Below are 20,633 nucleotides of genomic sequence, written 5' to 3'. Positions count from 1 at the left end.
AGCGTTTTAGGGATTCCAGCCTCGTCAGCTAACTCACGTAATAGCTTGACATAAAGTCGATAATCTCTCATGAATTCTTCTTTAGATTCATGACTTTCTATCAGTTCAACTTGAGCGTAACCTTCAACATTCCATCCGCCACCAACATCATAAGCACCTCGGTCTACTAACCAAGTTTGCATAATACGACCATTCCCTACCACATGGGAGAAAAATCCTGACTCAACTGGACGACGCATATGGTAATCTGCTTCATTTTGTGCCGTAGAGTTAGGATTTCCTGTTGAGTGAGCATGAACTTGTCGATAGGGTTGCTCACCGATTTGAGGAAGATTTGTTCGTAATCTACTTTTATCAACTTCCATGATTATCCTCCTTATCATTGTTAGACTTTTCTTCAGTTAGATGTTCCAAAGCTTTTAAAATTGGTTTAAAAAGTAGAATATTCCCTTTTACTTTTTGATAGTTCTCAATTAGCGATTGGAAAGTAAATACTAGGTATCCGATATAAATAGAATACAGAAACATAAACCCAGTTTTTTCAGGCAACAAAACAGACATCGGAATCAATAACAGTAACATAAAAATCCCTAAGACTTTTCGAATTAATCCATTGATTCCAATTCTACTCTTATACTCAACATCAGGATTTACAATTGCAGCAAATGTTCCTGATGCAAAATCAACAATTTCCATGATGACAATCAACCCTAACGCATACAAAATAAGCCCATCTTCCGTTTCGATGAGCTTTCTTAAAAAATTAAACAATTCAATATCCATTTTTAATACTCCCTATTGTTCTTTTTTATTTGACTCAATTTCAGCTAAAACAGCATCTTCTAATTCATATCGTTTATCTCGGAACAATTTTTCTTGGTTTCTCATTTCGAGACGATGCTCCGCATAGAGCTCTGAATGATAGAGAAACTCAGATACTGTAGAAACACCATGTTCATCGACATCAACAGTATACTGCTTAACTACTTCATCCCCAATCTTCAAATTTCCAACCAAACGTGTTGTTTTAGTAATTTCTAATGCCATTAACTTTCTCCTTTCTCTCTTTTAGTTTTTACTTCCTCAAATAAGTCTTTTAGATCTGAGTCGTATTCTAATACATCTTTCATTAACTGCAATTCGCTTGCAACAACCAAATAAAGAGCCTCATTTTGTGCTGCTTGACCTTCGGTTTGTGCTAGTCTCTTAGTCAACGACTCCATTGCTAATTGATGGATTAAATCTGTGTTCATCTTCTAACATCTCCAATCGTTTATTTAATTTTCGAATATCAAGTATTAACTCTTGAATTCCTTTTAAAGCGATATTCGTTAATCTTGTATTATCAAGATTCAGAAAACCACCATTTTCATACACAAGTGACGAGTCAATTTGTTGAACATCTTGAGCGATGAGTCCAATTTTGGTATGAGCCTTTTGAATACGATTCCCTATTTTCTTCCAGTCATATTCTTTAAATTGAAATCTTTTGATAAAATCGAGTGCTTTATAGTTAGATAAGCCTATATTCTCTTTTAAGTCTTTATCAGAAAAATGTTGGTTAACAATTTGCCATAAGCTATAAGCATTTCCGTTATATGAGTAGTAAATATCATTTCCTGAACCACCAAAGTCTAGAGATACATTATTAGAATTCCAATAACTAATAGTTCCTGTAGTTGAGCCATTAATGCTACTTTTGCCGTACTTTAACCAGCCAATTCCTTTTGCCTTAATGTATCCTTCGACCGTCAATAGAAAATCATCACTATCACTTGCAGTGTTTCCAGTAGTAAAATCTGAATCTTTGTAAATAAATAAGCCGTAAGGAACATTGTCCCCTCGGCCATAAGAACCTATAAATTGTACACCTAAACCATCTTTAGAATTAAACTGACGAGGAACATTAATCTGTAATCCACCGTTGATAGCGTCAAATGAACCATAAGCACCTAACTTAATTTTTGTTTCTCCAGTTAATAATCCACCAGAAATTGTGGTTCCAGTTATTGTGCCACCCTGAATTCTGTCACCACTTAGTAAGCCTGACTTTATTTGACTAGCATCAATCCTAACACTTTGTACACTATTGATAAAAGCATTCTTAGCAAACAGCTGTCGTAAATAAGCTTCATTTGCAACTAACTTATTAAAAAACGCTTGATCCACGACAATTTTATCTGCAGTTACTGAATTCGATGCTAATACCATAGTAGTTACAGACCCAGATTCAAAGTTTGATGTCTTTAATTTATCAATCATTCCTGATTTAATGACTGCTCTATCAATTAAGGTATCCCCAGTGATATGAGTTGCCTTGCCAATAATTCGATTGATTCCATTTGCACCTAAATTAATCCCTGAAATTAAAGATCCAGCATTAGTTAAATTTTGAATCGAATAGGAACCTTGATGTTGCTGAACAAGACTTTCTGTTGCAATTTGTTGAAAGGATGTACTATCTACAAAGTTATTAGGTGGCTGACTACCTCGAACAATTGAAATTTGGCCAACTGCCACAGTGCCGTTCTTTTCTACCCAAATATGAAGCCCAAAATCATCTGTTTTTGTCACGGTTTTATTTATCGTAAAAGTTCCTGTAAAAATTTGAGCTGCACCCGTTCTAGTCGGACTGATAGTGAAACCTCCTATTGAGTTACCTGATTTGATTTCAAAACCAACTTTTCCATCAGGTAGTACATCTATCCATAAATTGACTCTATAAGAAAGTTTCTCACCAGCAACAAATTTTTGACTATGAAGAGGCATTTGGAAACCACGCCAACCATTTGTTGTCCTGCCACTTTGTGCAATTCTTAGCAACTTGTATTCATTAGTTCCAGTCATAACTAAATTCGAATTCGGTTCACGTTCTCTATATTTACTAAAATTGGTTGGATCGTATACTAAGTTTTGGTTATCAATTAAATCACTGACTCTTGTAATCAATCCTTCGGATGTTTGTACAACCTGACTAATTGTTTTGCCTTGTTCACTAATAGTTCTTGTATGACTACCTAGAGTATCTTTTACTTCGTTAAAAGCCGTTACAGTTGTTAAATCTTCGATAGGTTTAGTCCAATAATTTGGGAAGATATCTCCAGTAGTAATCATTAAAGCTCTCCAATGAAACTTACCTGAACTTGCTCCATCAATACGAAATTGTAATTCAAAGTTTTTAAAATTATTGAACATCTCATCTGTTACGATTCGAGAAATTTTAATAAGATGGTAGTTTGTACCAGTTTTTAATGTAGTAGACCAAGAGGTATGAAAGGGATTAGAATGAACACTCCATACAGCACTATTATCTGATTTTTTATAGCCTGGACCTTGTAAGATAATTCTAGGAGTAATAGTTGAATCTAATACAACATTATCGACAGAAATATAAACAAATAGATTGATTTTTGTCCCTGAATAAATGCCAGTCGAATCACCATAAGGAATTTTTCCTAATGTTTGAATCCAATTGAGTTTCGAGTTTATTTCTTTGTATGAAGTCCAACTATCACTTGAACCAGATGCTAAGTTTCGATGAGAAACACTAGTTGGTATTAAAGCTTTAGTTTCACTAATAGTCCGACTGAAACTATTGGATGTTTCTCTAACTAAATTTTGCACGCTAGAGTTCGTTACATAACCTCTATCTAAAATATTTTTATCAACATCTGATTTAGTTTGAAATCCTTTTAAATTTATTACGGATTCTACCTGACTACTGGTCAATCGTTTGGCTATTTCACCTGCTTGGATTTTAATCGTTGTTTCAGTACTAGCAAGTCGATTTGTCGTTTGATTAAAATCTGTTTGTGATACTTTAGTCTTTATAGCATCTGCAGCAACTTGTAAATCAGCTTTAGTTTTAGATATTGCTAATGCGTTCTCTGATATTCTTTGGAGTGCTTCACTAGCTGTTTGTTTAATATTTTCTACATAGGTCTTTTCAGCTTTTAGATTTATTTTATCCTTGGCTTGTGATATTTCCGTTCGTTGTTGCTCTACGGTATTTTTAATAGCATCAAAGTCTGTCTTTGAAACCTTGTTAGTAATAACCCCCTTAAGCTTATCAATTGAAGATTCTACTGTCGTAATTTGATTCAATAAGCTATTCTTGCTGAGTTCAACTAAACGGTTTGCTTCAGCAATAGCTTCTTTTTTATAATTTAAGGTATCTGTTAGTACTGTATTAGTAGTTTCTTTAACTTCTTTACTGACCTCTAAGGCATGATTAGCTAAATCTCTACTACTATTTGCTTTAGCCAACACATCGTTGTATCTATTTTCATTAAGTGATTCATTAGATAAAACTTTAGAATCAACATCAGCAATCTTTCCTTCAATCTCTTGACGAATACCATCTGCGTAGACTTCTGCACTAGCTTTGACTTTTTCAATATCATCAAGGATTGATTCTTTTTGTTTAGTGAACTCGGTATCAAAAGCTGCGTTCGCATTTTTCAAAGCTTTTTCAATTGCGACTTCTTGTAATGTGAACCCAGAGTCTAAAATTGCATTTGCGACAGTTGAAATTCCACTATTTGAAGTTGATCCACCTACCATTGGTTTATCATCAAAAGTAATCGAGATATATTTTTGTGTCAGTGCGTCAAATTCATAAGCGACTGCCTTTTTTGGAATATCAATTCCATGTTTCAAACTCTTGATATTTACAGTATCCCCTAAATGTACAACCTGTCCATCAAGTTCATAGGCTTCAATCGTAATAGCATCCGATAACTTATCAATTCCTTCATTCTTAAACTTAGCCTCAGCCCACTTTCTTAACTCCTCAATGCTTTTAAGAGTATTATTTTCGTACTCCTTTTCATTGATATATGGATAGAAAGTGATTAGAGGACTATCGACAGTAATTTTAATTGTCTGGTCTTTATCTTTACCATCTGGTTTAAATGTTGATTTTGCATGAATACGAGTAATGATTGATTGAGTTGATTTGGTTCTCTTGTAAGACTTTAGATTCTTATGTGTTGTTATGACAACACCCCTATTTTCACCTCTATTCTTCTTGATTGTCAGAGCCAAATTGTCACGAATCAACTCCCCTTCCCAAGTTCCTATGATAGAATGGGCACCATCCATTAAGACAGCATAGAGTGTTTTTACCTCATCTGTATTGAAAGTACGGCGATCTGTAATATCACTCATGAATGAATAATCACCAAGATTAGTCTTAGTATTTTGTACCATTTGAGATAAGGCCATACCACAAGTGAGATTAACAACACTCATTGGTTCAATAGACCGCTGCATAATATCATCTGAAATGTGGTAGGCGGTTATATCCAAACTATCATCATTTTCAATTGGCTTTTTGATACGAAATAACTGGAATCCTAAGACAGGTACTGGAGCCTTGATAAGCATATCCTCTTTGATTTGTTTATAGATACCAGAATCGGTAATTGGATAGCGAATAGATAAAGTAAAATCACCGTTCAGGGTTTCTTTTACAATAGCAGAGCTAGTTTCATGAAGAGGTAATCCATTCCACTTTGAAGTTCTGATATCTTTATTCAACAGAAATAACATTTAAGCCCACCCCCAATTCGTTTCAAAGCTTAATGAAGTAATACCTCTACCAAGAACAACACCGACTTCTTTTTTAGCACTCGGATCAATAGTGATAAAATCACCAGACCATTTGATGTTCTTTTTGCTAACCGTTAGAAAACTTGGACTATTTGGTTCGTTTACCATCACAATTGGTTCTGTAACTTTTTCAATTTTAATAACCTGATCTCCAATCGTAAACTGAGTCTCAGTTGCCGAATTCCCCATTATCGTTATTTTGGGGAACGCTAGAGACGTCCCTTGAACTCTAAGTACACCGTTTGATGTCAAAGTTTGTCTATCAATTGATTTAAAGAACTTTGTAGGATGACAAATAAAGGTAGCTTTCGTCGCATACACACCATCTCTCTCTTGTTTTACCTCAGTACATTTTACTCGGTAACACCAAAGACGTGTGGTTTTCATCCGTTCACTCTCAAGCCAAAACTGCTCCTTGATAAATAGACCCATAAATTGATGGAGTTGTTCTTCTGAGGGCTTAACAATGTAAATCGTATATGATTTTTCAATCAAATCTCGGTGCCGATTTGTTTGCGAAAGAGCCCCACTCATCCCTTTATGTTCTAATAAACTCGTCTTACTCTCCGCTAGGATAACAGAAGGCGATTCGTGGACAATCACCTTAAAAGGAAAACTAGAAGTTCCAATTCCATCTATGACTAACTCGTTTCTTTTAATCATATAGTGGCTCCTCTCAATTGTTTTTGACGTGCTAATTCTTCTGCGATTCGACTTGCTACTTCATTTGCTATTTTTTCAATATCTGCCTGTTCTCGGATAATATTTCCAGTAATCGAAATGTTGATGTCTGGCATTCTTAAATCCATCGTTCTTGCAATGCCTCTTCCGATTGCCCCAAGAGTAGATTCATTTAAAGGGAGTACCGCTTCGTTTCCTGCTTCTCCTCCTACCATTAGGGAATTCCCTATTGTTCCGAAGGCAGTTGGTTTTGTTAAAATTCCCCCTTTTGCATACCACTCAATTCCGATTCTAGGAATTTGTCCCTTTAACCAATCCAGAGGGTTTGCAGATCCTGACACACTAAAATGAGGTAAAGGAATGTGTGGCCACTGAAATCTGAAATTAAAGAGATTTTTGATAGCAGTTATAGCAGTTGAAACTGCATTTTTGGCAGTGTTGATTGCATTTGAAATCGTATTTTTTACTCCATTCCAAACATTGGACACTGTACTTGAGATTCCATTTAGAATACCTGAAATAGTTGAACTGATACTATTCCAAATTGTACTGACAACGTTACTAATTGCTGATAAGAGATTACTAATTGTGTTCTTAATCCCATTCCAGGTGTTTGATATAAGTTGACTAATAGTACTTAGAACTAAGCTTACAATTGACTTGATGGATTCCCATACTGTTGAAATAACAACCTTTATTGTTTCCCATGCACCAGACCAATCTCCTGTTATAACCTGCATGATTGCTTTAATAATGCCTAAGACAAGATTGATTGCAGTTTCAACTACTTGTTTGATGATTTCCCAAGCTGTGCTGATGATTAGTTTTATGTTTTCCCATGCTGCCTGAATATAGGGTTCTAGAATAGACATAACGGCAGTTATAACTGTTGAGATTGCATTCCAAACTGTTGTTGCTGCTTCAAGAATTAACTCTTGATTCTCAGTCCACCACGAAGTCAGTGTCCCCCAGATGCTTAAAATAAAGTCTGATATTTCTTGAATGATAGTAGATATAAAAGAATAAATAGCATTCCAAATATCCATTACTGCTGTTCTAAATCCCTCGTTATGTTCCCAAAGTTCTTTTATTCCAACAATTAACAAGGCAAGAACAGCTATAATTCCTAAGACTATAGCTATAATAGGCGCTACACTTGCTATTAAGCCACCAATTGTGACACCCATTGCTAAGGCAGCTGCCTGAAGTGCTAAAAATATAGGGAGTAATAATCCTAATCCAGTAATGAGGCTACCTACAATAATGATAAATTGTTTTACTGGCGTTGATAAACTAGAGAACCACTCTGCAATTGAACGTAACAAATCAGCTAAAATCTCTAGTATCGGTGCAAAAGTGACAGCTATAGCATCCCCAACTTCAGCTAATGCTAACTTCGCTTCATTTTGAGCAGTTGTAAATTTATCAATTGGATCTAGTGTCGCTTCATAAGTTGAGCCGACTGTTTCTGATGCTTTCTTTGCTGTTTCAGCTAAGTCATCAAAAGATAAAGCACCACGATTAATGGCATCCACCATTCGTGGAGCACCCTTAGTTCCAAATATATCTGAAGCGAGAGTTAACTTTTCAGTTTCGCTAGTTGAATTTTTAATTTTTTCGATGGTTTCAGATAAACCTTGCTGTAAGGTCTTTCCAGATGCCGCATACTTTACAGATGCTTTTGATAGTGATGATAAAGAGGCTGATGAATCCACACCAGCCTTTTCAAATTTCCCCATTAAAGCAACACCCTCATCAAATGACAGTCCTAATGCCTTAATTTGTGGTGCTCCAGAAACAACCTTATCCATCAAATCTTGAACTCCCACACCAGTAGCTTGACTGGTAAAGGTGACAGTATCAAGAACACTAGACAAATCCGTTGCCTGTAAACCATATGCTTCTATAGCTTTCTTAGCTGAAATAGCTGATGAGGTAACATCACTCCCGTTTATGGATGCAAATTGGATGAGATAACTTGAAGCTGATTTTAAACTATCACCGGTTAGACCAAATTGAGTGTTCAACTCTCCGACTGCACTTCCTGCAGTATTAAAGTCTGTTGGAATTTCAGTAGCAAGGTTCTTTGCGATAGTTGTCATCTCTTCTAAAGCTTGGCCAGAAGCACCAGTTTTGGTGACAATGATATCCATCCCTTCATCAACTTCGTTAAAAGCTTCAAGCGACTGTTTCCCAAAATCAATCAATTTTTGTGATAATTCTGCTAAACGGTCACTGAATTCCATTAGGATATCTGCCTTTAAGAGATGATTGATTTCTGATAGATTATCCTTCGCACTTGTTGAACTAGTGCCCATCTCTTCCATCTCATTTTGAAGATGATTATAGGCCGTTTTGGTATCATTTAGAGTCTGTTCCAGTTTATTGGCTTCAATCGAATTTTCGCCATACTGAGATTTTGTTAGTTCTAGCTGTTTCTCTAAATTCTGAATCTGTTTTTCTAGTAAAGAGGAACTTTCATTTACTTTTTTCTGAGCTAAAGCTAGCTTTTCAGATTCACTAGCACTTGAAGAAAGTTCACTTTCTTGTAATTTAAATTGACTCGTTAATTTTTCACTCTCAGAAGCTAGACGAGCTTGTTCTTGTTTCAAGCTATCCCATTGACTTTTAGTAGTACCTATTCGATTTCCATTTTCCGATAAGGCTTGATTGACACCCTCTAGTTTGCTTTCATAACTTTTCAGTACTGTCTGAGTAGTTTCTACTTCCCTTTGAAAGGCTCGATATTGTTCCGCCCCGATATTACCTGACTTAAATTGAGCTTCAACTTGTGCTTGTGCCTGCCTTAAGGTAGCTAATTTTTCTTTAGTGGTTTCAACTTGTTTAGCAAGCACTTCTTGTTTTTGAGTAAGGAGTGTGACATTTCCTGTATCAAACTTAAGAGCCTTATCAATTTGTTTCAATTCTTTAGTTGATTCAGCTGCTTGTTTATTTACCCCTTTTAAGGCATTTTGCAAAGGTTGTGTGTCACCACCAATTTCTATTGTGATACCTTTTATATTTCCAGCCATGTTCACATCTCCTTTCTATTAAAAATTATCAAAATCACTTTGATTCGCTTTTCTTGTGTTGCTTGTTTCATTTGTCCGCAAGTTTACATAATCAGTTTGATAATCAAGAGCCATCCCAATTGAAATATGTTTTAAGTCGTCTATGGATAAGCCAGTTTCCTTACAACAAAATAGATAGCTTTCTACCGTAAAGATTTCTTCACTTGCTGTTTCTGTTTGATCTGCTTTTTTCTTGTATTCATTCCTTGGTTAAGCATGTTCATTAAGATAGTTGCTACTTCTTGAACTGGAAACTCCTCCATCTCCATAAAGAATTCTTTGAATGGTTTAATTTTTGGATTAGCAGATTTCGCAAACACCCAAAAAATTCTGTGAAAAAAAGTCATATCAAAATTGCTCAGGATGGATAGATCAATGTCACCAGTTTCGAGTTTTTCTTCCTCATTTAAGTGCTCAATCTTATCAAGAATTGACTGCGTACTCACCATTGAAAACAAGTCTTGAAAATAATCTTTACCAAACTGTTCTTTATAGGCAATCGGTGTATAGGCATTAGTAGCCAATTCATAGGTCTTTCCTGAAATTGTAATACTATCTCTCATCTGTAACTCCTTTATTCACGAGGTTCAAAGACTTCCTTGAACCAATTCTGACGAATCTCATCACTTGTTTCTTCTGTCGTTTTGCGACGTACCACCTTATCAAGTGGACGGGGGCTTGCAGTAAAGTTTAACTCAACCTCATTAATATCTGAACCAGATTTTGTTTTTGATCCCATTGACGGACGTGATGCGTAACAGTAATACAAAACATGAAGTGTTTCTTTCTTATCTCCTTCAAAACGAAACATCAGAGCGAAATTCTTCTTTTCAGCATTTGCGATTTCAGAAATTGTTTTAGTTGTTGGATCTAATTTTTCTCCTAAGACACGAGTTAAAAATTCTTGAGTTAATAAGGCGAGCTTCAATGTTCCCTCATAACCATCATTTGATTACGAAGTATAAAAGTTGATATTATCTGCCTTGTATGAACCTTTGTCACCAGTCGGTTCCAAGGTTAGTTCTGCTGCACCTCGTAATCGTTCAACTGTTCCATAAGTCAATGCGCCATTTGAAGCTTCAGTTGTAACTTCTGCCCAATGGACATCTTGTAGTCCGAATGTAACTTTATTTTTTTCAGTCATAACTATCCTCCGTTTAATGAAATGTAATATGTAATTTGATAGAGTTTTTCAGTTGAGATATAAGTCTCTACTTTGTCAAAAAAAATTGAATGACTATCAAATAAGTCATCCATCTTGGTTTCGATTTCTAAGTCCTTCTTTAAGGTATAGAGTTCCACTTGAAGATTAAGAGTCTTATGATAGCTCCAATTATCAGCTCCAGCATTTTCAGACTCCTTAACAAGATATACAATAAATGGCGGAACTGGACTTCTTCCTTCTTCAAAATGATGATAAGCTACTGGCAACTTTGTTTTTGTTAAAATGTTATAGAAATCTTTTAATGTCATTAAATCCTCACAATCTTTGTCTCAGCTTATCTTCAAGTGACTTAACAGCAGTTTTTTCAACGATTTCAATATGTTTTTGCCCTTCTACTCGACCACCATTTTGTTTAGCGTGACCATTTTCTAGGAGATGAGTTAATCCTGGTGTTCGGTTGTGAATAGTCTTTATTAAGCCTGTAGGACTGTCACTTGTGGACTTGCTTTTCCAACCTCGTGCATACTTACCAGTTTTTCGTGGAGATAAGAGTTTTAAGGTATCTACAGCACTGTCTGTTACTTCTTCCACTACCTCTCGCATTGTAGATGTCGTCTCTTTAATGTAATCACCCAACTCTTTATCAATTACTTTTTCCAACTCATCCATTCCTATCCTGTTCATAGTTATTCTCCTTAGTTGCTACAATATAAATCAATTGCCTAGGAACGCTATCTCCATCAATTGAATCTATCGTAAAGTAGGCGTCTCTGTACCTTATCCGAGCTTTTAATGAACTTAGATTTAGTATCGCTTTGTCGTACCTTAGTGTAAATTGGATTTTATTATAAAGGAGTTTAGACACACTCCCCTCATTTTCTGTTAAAGTCAACGGCCGACTAGAACACCATCTTTGGAAAATGGTGTTCCAAACTGAAGATTCATTTCCAATTTCATCAACCACAATTTTACGCACTTCAAATGTAAGACGGTCACGTAACGGAGCAATTTTCATCAAAAGATATCCTTCCTATCAGCTAATAGTAAGTGATATAACATTTGTTTTAACTCTTTATAATTAGCTGTTTCACGGTGTTCATAAAGATAGGCAACCCCATATAGGATTGCCATTCTTAGAACCTCACTGTAAGTATTCTGCCTTAATGTTTCTTCACAGAGTTTTTTACTTGTATCAATCAATTGCTTAATCAAGTCATCTTCATCTGTGTTTTCTACCTTAAGGTAAAGTTTTGCTTCTTCTAGACTTATCATGATTATTTTGCTTTCACAGTTAAAATTTTCACCGCTTCTGGTAACACTAATTTCCCATCAACACGTTGAGATGCAAGAAAACCAATTTGACCATTATTAGCATAAAGTTCATTAAGACGTTTAAAAGTACGTCCTTGGCGATCTGCAATCCAGTAATAAGAGAAATCACCAAATGCAATAGCTTTATTCCCCTGTTCAGGTAGAGGTGCAAAGGTAGATGTATAGTATGGACGGTTAAGAATTAAATCTGGTTGTCCAGCTTGTGTAGACGGTTGCCAAATGTAATTTCCGTTATTGTCTTTCAGTTTACGAATTGCTTTAACAGTTGTATCATGAAGAATCCACACTGCATTTTTTCGATAAGGAGCAGAAAGTGAATGATACAATTCAATCATGTCATCAAACGTAATGTCTTTAGTCGTCGTTGTAGGACCAGTAACATTTGCTTGCGTAAAGATTCCTGTTGGTTTCTTTGAGCCATCTCCAATAAGGAATGATTTCTCTTCTTCTGTACCAATACGTCGTGCAAACTCACTAGTCATATAGGATTCTAAATCAAATACTGAGTCATTTAACAATTCTTCTGAGATTCGAATAGCTGTTCCAATCTTATGCGAATCAAGTGTTACTTGACCAAATGTCTCATCAGTTTCAGGATAAAGTCCATTTTCATCCATCCACGACGCAGTTCCATGCCCTGTAACAACTGGAATCTTCCGCTCTCCACTTGATGTTTTAATGACGGTTGCTAGACTTCGGAAGAAATTCTCTTCTTGAAGACCTTGAACTAGTTTTTTCTCATACTCATCAGGTACTAAATGGCCACCCTCTGTATCTTCTCCAACACGAAGAACGTCCTTAACATCAAAGAAGTTACGCTTACGGACATTCGTCCAAAAGGTTTTGGAATAGACATCAGACTTAGTTCCTTTCTTCTCATCTTCTACCTCGCTATCTTTTAAGACAGTGGTAGGCTGTCTTGTCAAAGCCTGAGAAGTTGGTTGAGCCAGTTCTAGATCAATTTTTTCTTGTCGTTCTAAGCGAGCAATTTCTTGATTATAGCGATTGATTTTACTTTCCATTTCATCATAGCGTTGAGAATCTTCTTCTGAGACTAAACCATCTTCAGTTCGCACTGAGTCTAGGAAAGTTTTTGCTTGTTCCCAAGCTTGATTTCGTTTTTCTTTTAATTCAAGTAATTTAGACATAGGTTAGTTTTCCTTTCATTATTTCAATAAATCTAATCGTTTTCTTAACTGATTGAGAGGAGTCGTTGGTAAAGGTTTGTAGCTATCTATTTTGGCTTGAAGTTTAACAACAAGGTTATGATCCGCAGTGGCTCTACTAAATGAATAACTGCTAAGTTCTAGCTCTTCTTTAGGCTCATCTTTACCGAATAAAATCTTGTCCGCAAAGCCAAGTTCAACTGCTTTTCTTGCATTAAACCATGATTCAGAATCCATTAAATGTGAGATTTTTGCCCTAGATAATCCTGTTCTTAACTCATAAGCATTAACAATGGACTCTTTGATTTCCCCCAACATTTCAATGACCTTTTCCATATCCTTTGCTTCACCTTGTGCAATTGTCCATGGATTGTGAATCATCATCATTGCAACAGGACTCATGGATACTGTTGTTCCAGCCATGGCAATGACACTGGCAGCACTAGCAGCAAGGCCATCAATAATGACATGTACATTTCCCTTGTAATCCATCAGCATGTTATAGATTTGTGCTGCAGCAAAAACATCACCCCCTGGACTATTAATCCAGAGGGTGATGTCACCTTTTCCTGCATTTAAATCATTTTTAAAGAGTTGTGGAGTAACTTCATCTCCAAACCATGTTTCATCAGCAATCTGTCCTTCAATACGAAGAGTGCGAATATTCCCTTCGTCTGAAAAACTCCAAAATTTACGCATCTTCTTCCTCCTTTGGTTTTTCTTGAGGTTGTTCAATTGCCTGTTTTGTCATAAAACCACCAGCATCTTTTAATTTAGTCATATTTCCGTTAATCAAATAAAGGTTTCCTCCTTCTTCATCTGTTAAAAGATTTAAATCTTCAAGTTCTCGAATATCATTTGTAGATAGCCAGCCATTCTGTCTTGCAATAGCATACCCACTCATACGACTTTGATAATCTCCACGTAATAAACCATCTACATTGAACTTAACAAAGTACTTCTTCTTTTCTTCAGGCAAAAAAAGAGACCTCTTGAAGGCCTGTTCTAAACGAACTACCCAAGGGTCTAATGTGTATTTAACAAACTCTAGTGATTGTTGCTCTATATTTGAAAATGAAGATTTTTCTAAATCACCAATCATATGTGGTGGTATCCTATACAAACGTGCAATCTCATTGATTTGAAACTTCCGAGTCTGTAAGAATTGCGCTTCTTCTGGTGGAATACCTATTTGAGTGTACTTCATCCCTTCTTCTAGAACTGCAACTTTATGTGCATTTGTGACACCGTTATAAACCGCATTCCAAGAATCACGTACTCTTTTTGGATCCCTCAAAATCCCTGGATGTTCCAATACACCACCAGGATTTGCACCATTTTTAAAGAATGATGCTCCGTAATTCTCTGTAGCCAAGGTCATTCCAATTGCGTTCTTTGCTAATGCGATGGGAGAATAACCAATCAATCCATCAAAACCAAGACCTGGAATGTGAAGGACATCTTCTTGTTTTAAAATAACACTGCCTTTATCCTTGAAATTTGGATTTTCTTCGGTCTGACGTTGATATTTGTAGTAAAGTTTCCCATTTTCATCACGGTGTACTGACATTTTATCTGGTAATAAGGGATACAAACTGATAACCTGACCGCTCTTATCCCTTATGATTTGAATATAGGCATTTCCCCATATTAAAAGATGAGTCATCAAAGTTTCACGAAAGACAAAAGAAGACATCTCTGGATTTGGTTCATCATGAAGTAAGAAATATAGAGGGTGTTCAAATTTTTTCTCCCTCCCATTAGATGTTCTTTCATAAATGTGAATGGGTAGAGAGGCGACAGCTTCAGCTAATATTCTCACACAAGCATAAACAGCTGTAGTCTGCATGGCCTTAAACTCATCCACATTCTCCCCACTGCTAGTTCGTCCAAAGAGATAGGTAAAGTCCTGTCCCTCATAGCTATTATGCGGTTTATCTCGTGATCTTTTTCTTCCAATAAATTCTAAAAATCCCATCTAATCCTCCATTTTTGAGTACAATAAAAGCACCTCTTTTGTGAGATGCTCTACAAATTAAAATTGAATTTACTTATTGAATAACTTAGCCCAATTCTGCTTGGAATTTAAAATTCTGGAGACATAAACCTCATATTTGTCGATATAATAAAAAGCTAAGTAATTTTCAATTGGCATATATCGATAACGTTTTCCGTCATCAGTTAATTCACCGTAACCTCGGCTCGACACCAAAGGGCATGCTTCTGGAAAGGTTTCTAAAGTTTCTAGCGCCGTTAGAATAAGGTCTAATTTACTATCGGCAGATTGTTGGCTGTAAAAATTCAGTACAATATAATCATGTATTTCTCTCAAGTCTTTCTTAGCTTGATCCGTAAGAGAAACATGGTAACGTTTATGATTACTCAAGTCCAAATTCCTTTCTTACATCTGCTAAAGACGTTAGTTTACCTTGCTCAATTTCTTGATGGCCCAACAAGATTTCCTTTTTCAAGTCTTCAAAAGCAACCTGATATTGAGTCTCTTGTGAATCACTAAATACGAACTCTTTCGGATCAACCGCACCTGTCGCAATTTTACGAAGTGCAGCATTAAAGATATCTGACAGGGTTAACTTTTCATCAGCTAAGATTTCTTTCGTTTGTTGGTAAAAAGTCGAATCTGCTCTAAAATTAACAGGTTGAGTACTTGCCATAATTAATACCTCTTTGTAAAGATGTTTTGTAAATACATTGTATCATCTTTAGATTTAAAATTCAACTAAAAGCTTAGTATTCCTCGCTCATCATAAATACTACTATCATTATTTTGGTGTCGAATACATCTATCAATCCCCATTATAAGAGCAACAATTCCATCGATTTTTTCAATTGATTTCTCTTTATCTGGTTTGATATTGCCTGCAGGGTCTTGGCGCATAACTACGTTTTGCGACATCCATTTTAAAACAGGTTGTCCTCCGTGTTGTATACGACCTTCCATCATAAGTTTGAATAATTCCTTTGACGGTGGACTCATATCCTTGTACCCCTGACCAAAAGGAATCATTGTCAGCCCCATATCTTCTAGATTCTGCACCATTTGCGTTGCATTCCATCTATCATAGGCGATTTCTTTTATATTGTATATCTTTGATAATTCCTCAATGAACTTCTCAATAAATCCATAATGAACTACATTACCCTCTGTCGTCTTTAGATAACCTTGCCGTTCCCATACGTCATACAAAACATGATCTCTACGACAACGAAGTTCAAGAGTATCTTTTGGTAGCCAGAAATAGGGTAGGATGATGTAATTTTCTAATTCATTCCTAGGTGGGAAAACTAAAACAAAGGCTGTGATATCGGATGTACTTGACAAGTCTAGTCCTGCATAGCATTCACGACCTTGTAAACTTTCAAAATTGATAGGTGCATCCCCTTTGTTGTATACATGTTCTGGAATCCAAGCAACCGTAGAATTTGTCCACATATTTAGCCGTAGTTGCTTGAATACATTTTCTTCAGCAGGATTATCAAGTGCTTGTTTATAGGCTTCTCTAACACGGTCTAAGCCAATGGTATGACCTAATGACGGATTAGCTTTTAACCAGTTACTTTCGTCATTCCAGTCCTCTTCATCAGATAAACCGTAAACGACAGGATAAAAAGATGTATCTTTCTTTCTGCCCTTTAAAATATCAAGTGCTTTTGTATGTAACTCGTAACAAATTGAATTCTTATCTGTTCCTGCAGTAGTAATGATAAAGAATAGCGGTTGTTCTCGTGCATCCCCTGAACCTTTAGTTAAGACATCATAGAGGTGGCGATTGGGTTGCGCATGAATTTCGTCAAACACGAGTCCTGAAACGTTGAGACCATGTTTTGTACCAGTCTCAGCGGACAAAACTTGGTAGAAACCTGCATTCGAGTAGTTAACAATTCGTTTCGTAGCACCCATTATTTTTGAACGTTTCTCTAAAGGTCGACTCATTAGTACCATTTGTTTTGCTACATCGAATACAATAGATGCTTGATTTCGGTCACATGCAGCACCATAAACTTCTGCACTGGCTTCATTATCTGCATAAAGTAAATAAAGAGCGATTGCTGCTGCTAGTTCACTCTTCCCATTCTTTTTGGGAATTTCAATATAAGCAGTTAGAAATTGTCTATTCCCATTTTCTTTAACAATCCCAAATATATCTCGTACTATCTGTTCCTGCCAAGGTAAAAGTATAAACTTTTGACCTGCCCATTTTCCTTTAGTATGACAAAGGTTTTGAATAAAAGTCACTGCTCTATCAGCCTTACTTTTATCATAATGTGATGAAGCTAGCATAAAAGGAGTTGGTTCATAATGAAAAGTCATAGTAAACCTCCCAACAAATCTTCCATTTCGTCACCGTTACCAACCTCTGAATCCATAGTAGCTAAACGATTCCTAGCAGATGGGGTTAGACCAAATTGTTCACAAAACTTCAGCATGATTTTTAAATTAGTTTGACTAATTGAAACTTGTGGAACTTGCTGTAAATACCCATTTGGTGTCTTTAAGATAGAACCATGTTTTGATAAAAATTCCTCTGCTTCTTTCCATCGTGCGTAAGCTTGACAATAACCTGCAAATGCAGTCATATCCATTTCCGTCAGTAATCCCATTTGTTCCAATACTTTACCCATACGTTTCCATTCCCTCTTAGCATCTTCTTCAAGCCACTGGGGGCAACGTGGAGCCTTCTTTTGAGGTTTTACTTCATTCGTTGGGAGAGGCCGTTTACCAGGATTACCTTCTAGAACTTTTAAATTTGTAGGTTTCGGTTTACGTCCTCTAATTGCCACTAATTCACCTCCTAAAATAAAAAGAACTCATATCGAGTTCCAAATTATAATTTATTGTATGTATCCACTATTTCTTGATAGATAATTTTATCAAAATCATCCATTCGGTCAGTGATTTTACCATATTCATAATGAAAAACTATTTCTTTATTTCGTTTAATTTTTAGGATTGCTATCCAAGCGCCATCAATATGTCGATCATAAGTACTGTATTCCCTAAGAAACTCAAAATGATAGTGCCGGCCATTGCACTCTCTAGTTATCATTTCCCACATAACTATCCCAATTTCATTATTTTATCAATTCCGTAAAGTACATTTAAATTTTGTCCATTATCCCAACTTACTAAAATTGAACCAATATCATCAACACCAATTACCGTACCGAGAGTACCTATAGGTGGTGCAAATGGATCCTCCATTTCGAGTAATTTGACTCGAGTTCCATTTGGATACAATGATTTCAAAGTCTTTACTTTTAAGTCATCCATAATACAACCTCTTCTCTTTTGTTTAGTACATATTAACTCTAAAGTTCATCTTTATCCAGTTATTTCTGATGATATTTTGAAGATAATATAGCACAACCAATAGCATACACAACAGGTACTGTGACTCCGTTTCCTGCTTGTTTATAAAGTTGTGCATCTGAATTTACAGCTTTTGCCTTTTCAAATAAGTCATCACTGAAACCTTGAAGTCTAAAACACTCTTTTGGAGTAAGTTTTCTAATTTTGACAACACGACCATTCCAAACTACTGCGCCCATCTGGCAGCTACATGAAAGGTTGTGAGCTATTCCTCTCCCTACTCTTGCCCTTCTCGTTAATGAACTTGGATAAGAAAGATCAACCGAGTCACCAACCTCCGCCAATTGATAACCTTGCTTTGTTCCGTTCCTAACCTTGATACCTTGTGTCAAAATTGGTTGGACCTCAAGTACTCCAGAGTTCATAGCTGTTCGCTTTGTCGCACCAGCAGTATAACGAGCAGTTATACATCTTGCTTCTTCAGTTAACTTTGGCTCAGTTAGTGATTGGTCAATCAGATAAAGACCTGTCTTAGCTCCTAGTCCCCCACCCTCTCCAACAAGTGTTGTTGCAATACCACTAGGATCGTAGACACGGTAGCTTTGCATACCGCCTACAAGTTGCTTAAGATGGCTACCGCTTTCTCTGCTGAGAGGTAGTACTTTTCGTCGACCTTTTCTTCTAAGATGTCCGATAGTATAGATGCGTTCTCTATTTTGTGGTACTCCGTAATCTTTTGAGTTGAACACTTGCCATTCAAGGTCGTACCCTGATTCATCCAAGATAGAGAGATAGTCGAGATAATCTCTTCCCCCACCACTTGATAAAAGTCCTTTAACATTTTCAAGGAGAACCCATTCGGGTTTATCCTCTTCTTTTTGGCTTTTGATGAGTTCAACAAATGTAAAAAAGAGTCCACTTCGCTCACCGTATAGGCCGGCTCGTTTCCCTGCGATAGACACATTTTGACAAGGGCTTCCCGCACACCAGAGATCTGCTTTTGGTAATCGTGTTGAATCGATTGTTGTGATATCGTCATGAAACCATTCTCCTTTCGTATCATACATTGCTTCATAAGACTTGCGTGCAAACTTATCTTTTTCGCAAAATCCTATACATTTCATTCCTGCTAATTCTAGCCCATGTCGAAAGCCACCAACTCCTGAAAAGAAATCTAGAAATGTTAGTGTCATACTTGTTCCTCCAACTCCTTTAACACTTGGTTATAAGTTAAAACCTCATGATTACGTTGTACGGTTACTTCAGTATCGCCTGTAACTTCTATATAGCGTTTAACAATGACATCCACAAACTTTTCATCCAGCTCGATTCCATAACAAACACGTCCAGTCTGATCTGCAGCTATTAAAGTAGAACCAGAACCTAAAAATGGATCTAAAACTATTGTTCCACGCATAGAAGAGTTTTGAATAGGGTAAGCCATAAGTTGAATTGGTTTCATGGTTGGGTGGTCTTTACTAGACTTAGGACGGTCATATTCCCAAATGGTAGTTTGCTTCCGATCACTAAACCATTGATGCTTTCCTTTTTTCTTCCACCCATATAAACAAGGTTCATGTTGCCATTGATATGGGCTACGACCTAATACAAGTGAGTTCTTTTTCCAGATGCAACACCCACTCAAATAGAAACCAGCATCTTTAAAAGCTTTACGGAAGTTGAGTCCTTCCGTATCTGCATGAAAAACATAGATAGACGCATCATCTTCCATGTGATCTTCTACTTGAGTAAACATAGAAAGGAGAAACTTATAGAAGTCTCCGTCAGACATATTATCATTTAGGATTTTCCCAGCCGTCTCTTCAACGTCCACATTATAAGGTGGGTCCGTTACTACTAAATTAGCTTTCCTATCATCTAGCAACTGCTTATAGGTTTCAGCTTTTGTAGAATCACCACAAATGACTCTATGTTTTCCCAATTGCCAAATGTCCCCATGTCTTGATACCGTTGGTTTCTTCAATTCTTCTTCCACATCAAACTCATCTTCAGACAACTCCTTGTCATGGACATTGGAGAGGATGTCATCAATCTCTGGTGGCTCAAAACCAGTCAGGTCTAGATTAAAATCAGACTCCTGTAAATCCAAAAGTAAGTCCGCTAAGAGAGCTTCATCCCATTGACCTGTAATCTTATTGAGTGCAATGTTCAATGCTTTCTCATCTTCTTTGGGTAAATTAACGATGACGCACTTAGCAGTTTCATAGTCAAGGTCTTTAAGAACCGTCAAGCGCTGATGCCCTCCGATGACTGTC

Annotated in this window: 21 protein-coding genes and 2 pseudogenes; all 23 read right to left on the bottom strand. The window is 36.5% G+C overall.

The window, feature by feature from the left end; all coding sequences use genetic code 11:
• Nucleotides 1-365 (bottom strand): annotated as a pseudogene (locus SORDD24_RS08120) (N-acetylmuramoyl-L-alanine amidase); the annotation flags it as partial.
• Nucleotides 355-783, bottom strand: a complete 429-nt coding sequence (locus SORDD24_RS08115) for a phage holin family protein (protein WP_061409417.1) — start codon at nucleotides 781-783, stop codon at nucleotides 355-357. The pseudogene SORDD24_RS08120 and the gene SORDD24_RS08115, both read right to left, overlap by 11 nt.
• Before the next feature lie 12 nt (nucleotides 784-795).
• The gene (locus tag SORDD24_RS08110; RefSeq protein ID WP_001162702.1) at nucleotides 796-1,047 is read right to left on the bottom strand and encodes a hypothetical protein; all 252 of its coding nucleotides are present in this window, start codon (nucleotides 1,045-1,047) and stop codon (nucleotides 796-798) included.
• Complete coding sequence (locus tag SORDD24_RS08105) at nucleotides 1,047-1,253, bottom strand: hypothetical protein (protein ID WP_061409415.1); 207 nt, start codon at nucleotides 1,251-1,253, stop codon at nucleotides 1,047-1,049. Before SORDD24_RS08105 ends, SORDD24_RS08110 begins: the two co-directional genes overlap by 1 nt.
• Nucleotides 1,207-5,553 carry a phage tail spike protein gene (locus SORDD24_RS11775; protein WP_061409414.1) on the bottom strand — a complete coding sequence of 1,449 codons (4,347 nt, stop codon included), beginning with the start codon at nucleotides 5,551-5,553 and terminating at the stop codon, nucleotides 1,207-1,209. The genes SORDD24_RS08105 and SORDD24_RS11775 overlap by 47 nt, the downstream gene beginning before the upstream one ends.
• Nucleotides 5,554-6,276: a hypothetical protein gene (locus SORDD24_RS08095; protein WP_061409412.1), complete on the bottom strand. Its 723-nt coding sequence runs from the start codon at nucleotides 6,274-6,276 to the stop codon at nucleotides 5,554-5,556.
• On the bottom strand, nucleotides 6,273-9,326 hold the full coding sequence (locus tag SORDD24_RS08090) for a phage tail tape measure protein (RefSeq protein ID WP_061409409.1): 3,054 nt from the start codon (nucleotides 9,324-9,326) through the stop codon (nucleotides 6,273-6,275). Before SORDD24_RS08090 ends, SORDD24_RS08095 begins: the two co-directional genes overlap by 4 nt.
• 182 nt (nucleotides 9,327-9,508) lie before the next feature.
• Nucleotides 9,509-9,928 carry a hypothetical protein gene (locus tag SORDD24_RS08085; RefSeq protein ID WP_045616009.1) on the bottom strand — a complete coding sequence of 140 codons (420 nt, stop codon included), beginning with the start codon at nucleotides 9,926-9,928 and terminating at the stop codon, nucleotides 9,509-9,511.
• Nucleotides 9,929-9,939: 11 nt separating this feature from the next.
• Nucleotides 9,940-10,509 (bottom strand): annotated as a pseudogene (locus SORDD24_RS08080) (major tail protein).
• Nucleotides 10,510-10,511: 2 nt separating this feature from the next.
• On the bottom strand, nucleotides 10,512-10,838 hold the full coding sequence (locus tag SORDD24_RS08075) for a hypothetical protein (RefSeq protein ID WP_061409407.1): 327 nt from the start codon (nucleotides 10,836-10,838) through the stop codon (nucleotides 10,512-10,514).
• A gap of 7 nt (nucleotides 10,839-10,845) precedes the next feature.
• Entirely contained in the window at nucleotides 10,846-11,214 is a 369-nt protein-coding gene (locus SORDD24_RS08070; protein ID WP_061409405.1) for an HK97 gp10 family phage protein, read from the bottom strand.
• On the bottom strand, nucleotides 11,192-11,545 hold the full coding sequence (locus SORDD24_RS08065) for a head-tail adaptor protein (protein ID WP_061409403.1): 354 nt from the start codon (nucleotides 11,543-11,545) through the stop codon (nucleotides 11,192-11,194). Before SORDD24_RS08065 ends, SORDD24_RS08070 begins: the two co-directional genes overlap by 23 nt.
• On the bottom strand, nucleotides 11,545-11,802 hold the full coding sequence (locus tag SORDD24_RS08060) for a head-tail connector protein (protein WP_000624227.1): 258 nt from the start codon (nucleotides 11,800-11,802) through the stop codon (nucleotides 11,545-11,547). The genes SORDD24_RS08065 and SORDD24_RS08060 overlap by 1 nt, the downstream gene beginning before the upstream one ends.
• A gap of 2 nt (nucleotides 11,803-11,804) precedes the next feature.
• On the bottom strand, nucleotides 11,805-13,010 hold the full coding sequence (locus SORDD24_RS08055; protein ID WP_061409401.1) for a phage major capsid protein: 1,206 nt from the start codon (nucleotides 13,008-13,010) through the stop codon (nucleotides 11,805-11,807).
• Between the two features lie 18 nt (nucleotides 13,011-13,028).
• A complete protein-coding gene (locus tag SORDD24_RS08050; RefSeq protein WP_061409399.1) occupies nucleotides 13,029-13,727 on the bottom strand; it encodes a head maturation protease, ClpP-related in 699 nt (232 codons plus the stop codon).
• Nucleotides 13,720-15,006, bottom strand: coding sequence for a phage portal protein (locus SORDD24_RS08045; RefSeq protein WP_061409397.1), 1,287 nt, complete (start codon nucleotides 15,004-15,006; stop codon nucleotides 13,720-13,722). Before SORDD24_RS08045 ends, SORDD24_RS08050 begins: the two co-directional genes overlap by 8 nt.
• 69 nt (nucleotides 15,007-15,075) lie before the next feature.
• Nucleotides 15,076-15,414, bottom strand: a complete 339-nt coding sequence (locus tag SORDD24_RS08040) for a type II toxin-antitoxin system RelE/ParE family toxin (RefSeq protein WP_006153450.1) — start codon at nucleotides 15,412-15,414, stop codon at nucleotides 15,076-15,078.
• On the bottom strand, nucleotides 15,407-15,700 hold the full coding sequence (locus tag SORDD24_RS08035; protein ID WP_045615998.1) for a type II toxin-antitoxin system RelB/ParD family antitoxin: 294 nt from the start codon (nucleotides 15,698-15,700) through the stop codon (nucleotides 15,407-15,409). Before SORDD24_RS08035 ends, SORDD24_RS08040 begins: the two co-directional genes overlap by 8 nt.
• A gap of 65 nt (nucleotides 15,701-15,765) precedes the next feature.
• On the bottom strand, nucleotides 15,766-17,358 hold the full coding sequence (locus SORDD24_RS08030) for a terminase large subunit (RefSeq protein ID WP_061409395.1): 1,593 nt from the start codon (nucleotides 17,356-17,358) through the stop codon (nucleotides 15,766-15,768).
• Nucleotides 17,355-17,828 (bottom strand): phage terminase small subunit P27 family, encoded by a 474-nt coding sequence (locus SORDD24_RS08025; RefSeq protein WP_061409393.1) that lies wholly within the window; start codon nucleotides 17,826-17,828, stop codon nucleotides 17,355-17,357. The genes SORDD24_RS08030 and SORDD24_RS08025 overlap by 4 nt, the downstream gene beginning before the upstream one ends.
• A 277-nt stretch (nucleotides 17,829-18,105) precedes the next feature.
• Nucleotides 18,106-18,318, bottom strand: a complete 213-nt coding sequence (locus SORDD24_RS08015; RefSeq protein WP_061409389.1) for a DUF4314 domain-containing protein — start codon at nucleotides 18,316-18,318, stop codon at nucleotides 18,106-18,108.
• A 59-nt stretch (nucleotides 18,319-18,377) separates the two neighbouring features.
• Complete coding sequence (locus tag SORDD24_RS08010; RefSeq protein WP_061409387.1) at nucleotides 18,378-19,550, bottom strand: DNA cytosine methyltransferase; 1,173 nt, start codon at nucleotides 19,548-19,550, stop codon at nucleotides 18,378-18,380.
• The coding region (locus SORDD24_RS08005) for a DNA modification methylase (RefSeq protein WP_231082707.1) at nucleotides 19,547-20,633 on the bottom strand (1,087 nt) is incomplete at its 5' end. The genes SORDD24_RS08010 and SORDD24_RS08005, both read right to left, overlap by 4 nt.

The organism is Streptococcus oralis (assembly GCF_001579175.1).
GTDB lineage: Bacteria > Bacillota > Bacilli > Lactobacillales > Streptococcaceae > Streptococcus > Streptococcus oralis_O.
Note: the sequence above shows the minus strand (reverse complement) of the source record. Positions and strands in the feature narration are given on the sequence as shown.

Bases quoted from the DNA above. Each gene is read 5' to 3' on its own strand.
- SORDD24_RS08070 (WP_061409405.1), bottom strand. From the start codon at position 11,214: ATGAACAGGATAGGAATGGATGAGTTGGAAAAAGTAATTGATAAAGAG.
- SORDD24_RS08075 (WP_061409407.1), bottom strand. From the start codon at position 10,838: ATGACATTAAAAGATTTCTATAACATTTTAACAAAAACAAAGTTGCCA.
- SORDD24_RS08045 (WP_061409397.1), bottom strand. From the start codon at position 15,006: ATGGGATTTTTAGAATTTATTGGAAGAAAAAGATCACGAGATAAACCG.
- SORDD24_RS08110 (WP_001162702.1), bottom strand. From the start codon at position 1,047: ATGGCATTAGAAATTACTAAAACAACACGTTTGGTTGGAAATTTGAAG.
- SORDD24_RS08035 (WP_045615998.1), bottom strand. From the start codon at position 15,700: ATGGCAAGTACTCAACCTGTTAATTTTAGAGCAGATTCGACTTTTTAC.
- SORDD24_RS08085 (WP_045616009.1), bottom strand. From the start codon at position 9,928: ATGAGAGATAGTATTACAATTTCAGGAAAGACCTATGAATTGGCTACT.
- SORDD24_RS08010 (WP_061409387.1), bottom strand. From the start codon at position 19,550: ATGACACTAACATTTCTAGATTTCTTTTCAGGAGTTGGTGGCTTTCGA.
- SORDD24_RS08030 (WP_061409395.1), bottom strand. From the start codon at position 17,358: ATGACTTTTCATTATGAACCAACTCCTTTTATGCTAGCTTCATCACAT.
- SORDD24_RS08065 (WP_061409403.1), bottom strand. From the start codon at position 11,545: ATGAAAATTGCTCCGTTACGTGACCGTCTTACATTTGAAGTGCGTAAA.
- SORDD24_RS11775 (WP_061409414.1), bottom strand. From the start codon at position 5,553: ATGTTATTTCTGTTGAATAAAGATATCAGAACTTCAAAGTGGAATGGA.
- SORDD24_RS08015 (WP_061409389.1), bottom strand. From the start codon at position 18,318: ATGGATGACTTAAAAGTAAAGACTTTGAAATCATTGTATCCAAATGGA.
- SORDD24_RS08105 (WP_061409415.1), bottom strand. From the start codon at position 1,253: ATGAACACAGATTTAATCCATCAATTAGCAATGGAGTCGTTGACTAAG.
- SORDD24_RS08115 (WP_061409417.1), bottom strand. From the start codon at position 783: ATGGATATTGAATTGTTTAATTTTTTAAGAAAGCTCATCGAAACGGAA.
- SORDD24_RS08095 (WP_061409412.1), bottom strand. From the start codon at position 6,276: ATGATTAAAAGAAACGAGTTAGTCATAGATGGAATTGGAACTTCTAGT.
- SORDD24_RS08060 (WP_000624227.1), bottom strand. From the start codon at position 11,802: ATGATAAGTCTAGAAGAAGCAAAACTTTACCTTAAGGTAGAAAACACA.
- SORDD24_RS08090 (WP_061409409.1), bottom strand. From the start codon at position 9,326: ATGGCTGGAAATATAAAAGGTATCACAATAGAAATTGGTGGTGACACA.
- SORDD24_RS08055 (WP_061409401.1), bottom strand. From the start codon at position 13,010: ATGTCTAAATTACTTGAATTAAAAGAAAAACGAAATCAAGCTTGGGAA.
- SORDD24_RS08050 (WP_061409399.1), bottom strand. From the start codon at position 13,727: ATGCGTAAATTTTGGAGTTTTTCAGACGAAGGGAATATTCGCACTCTT.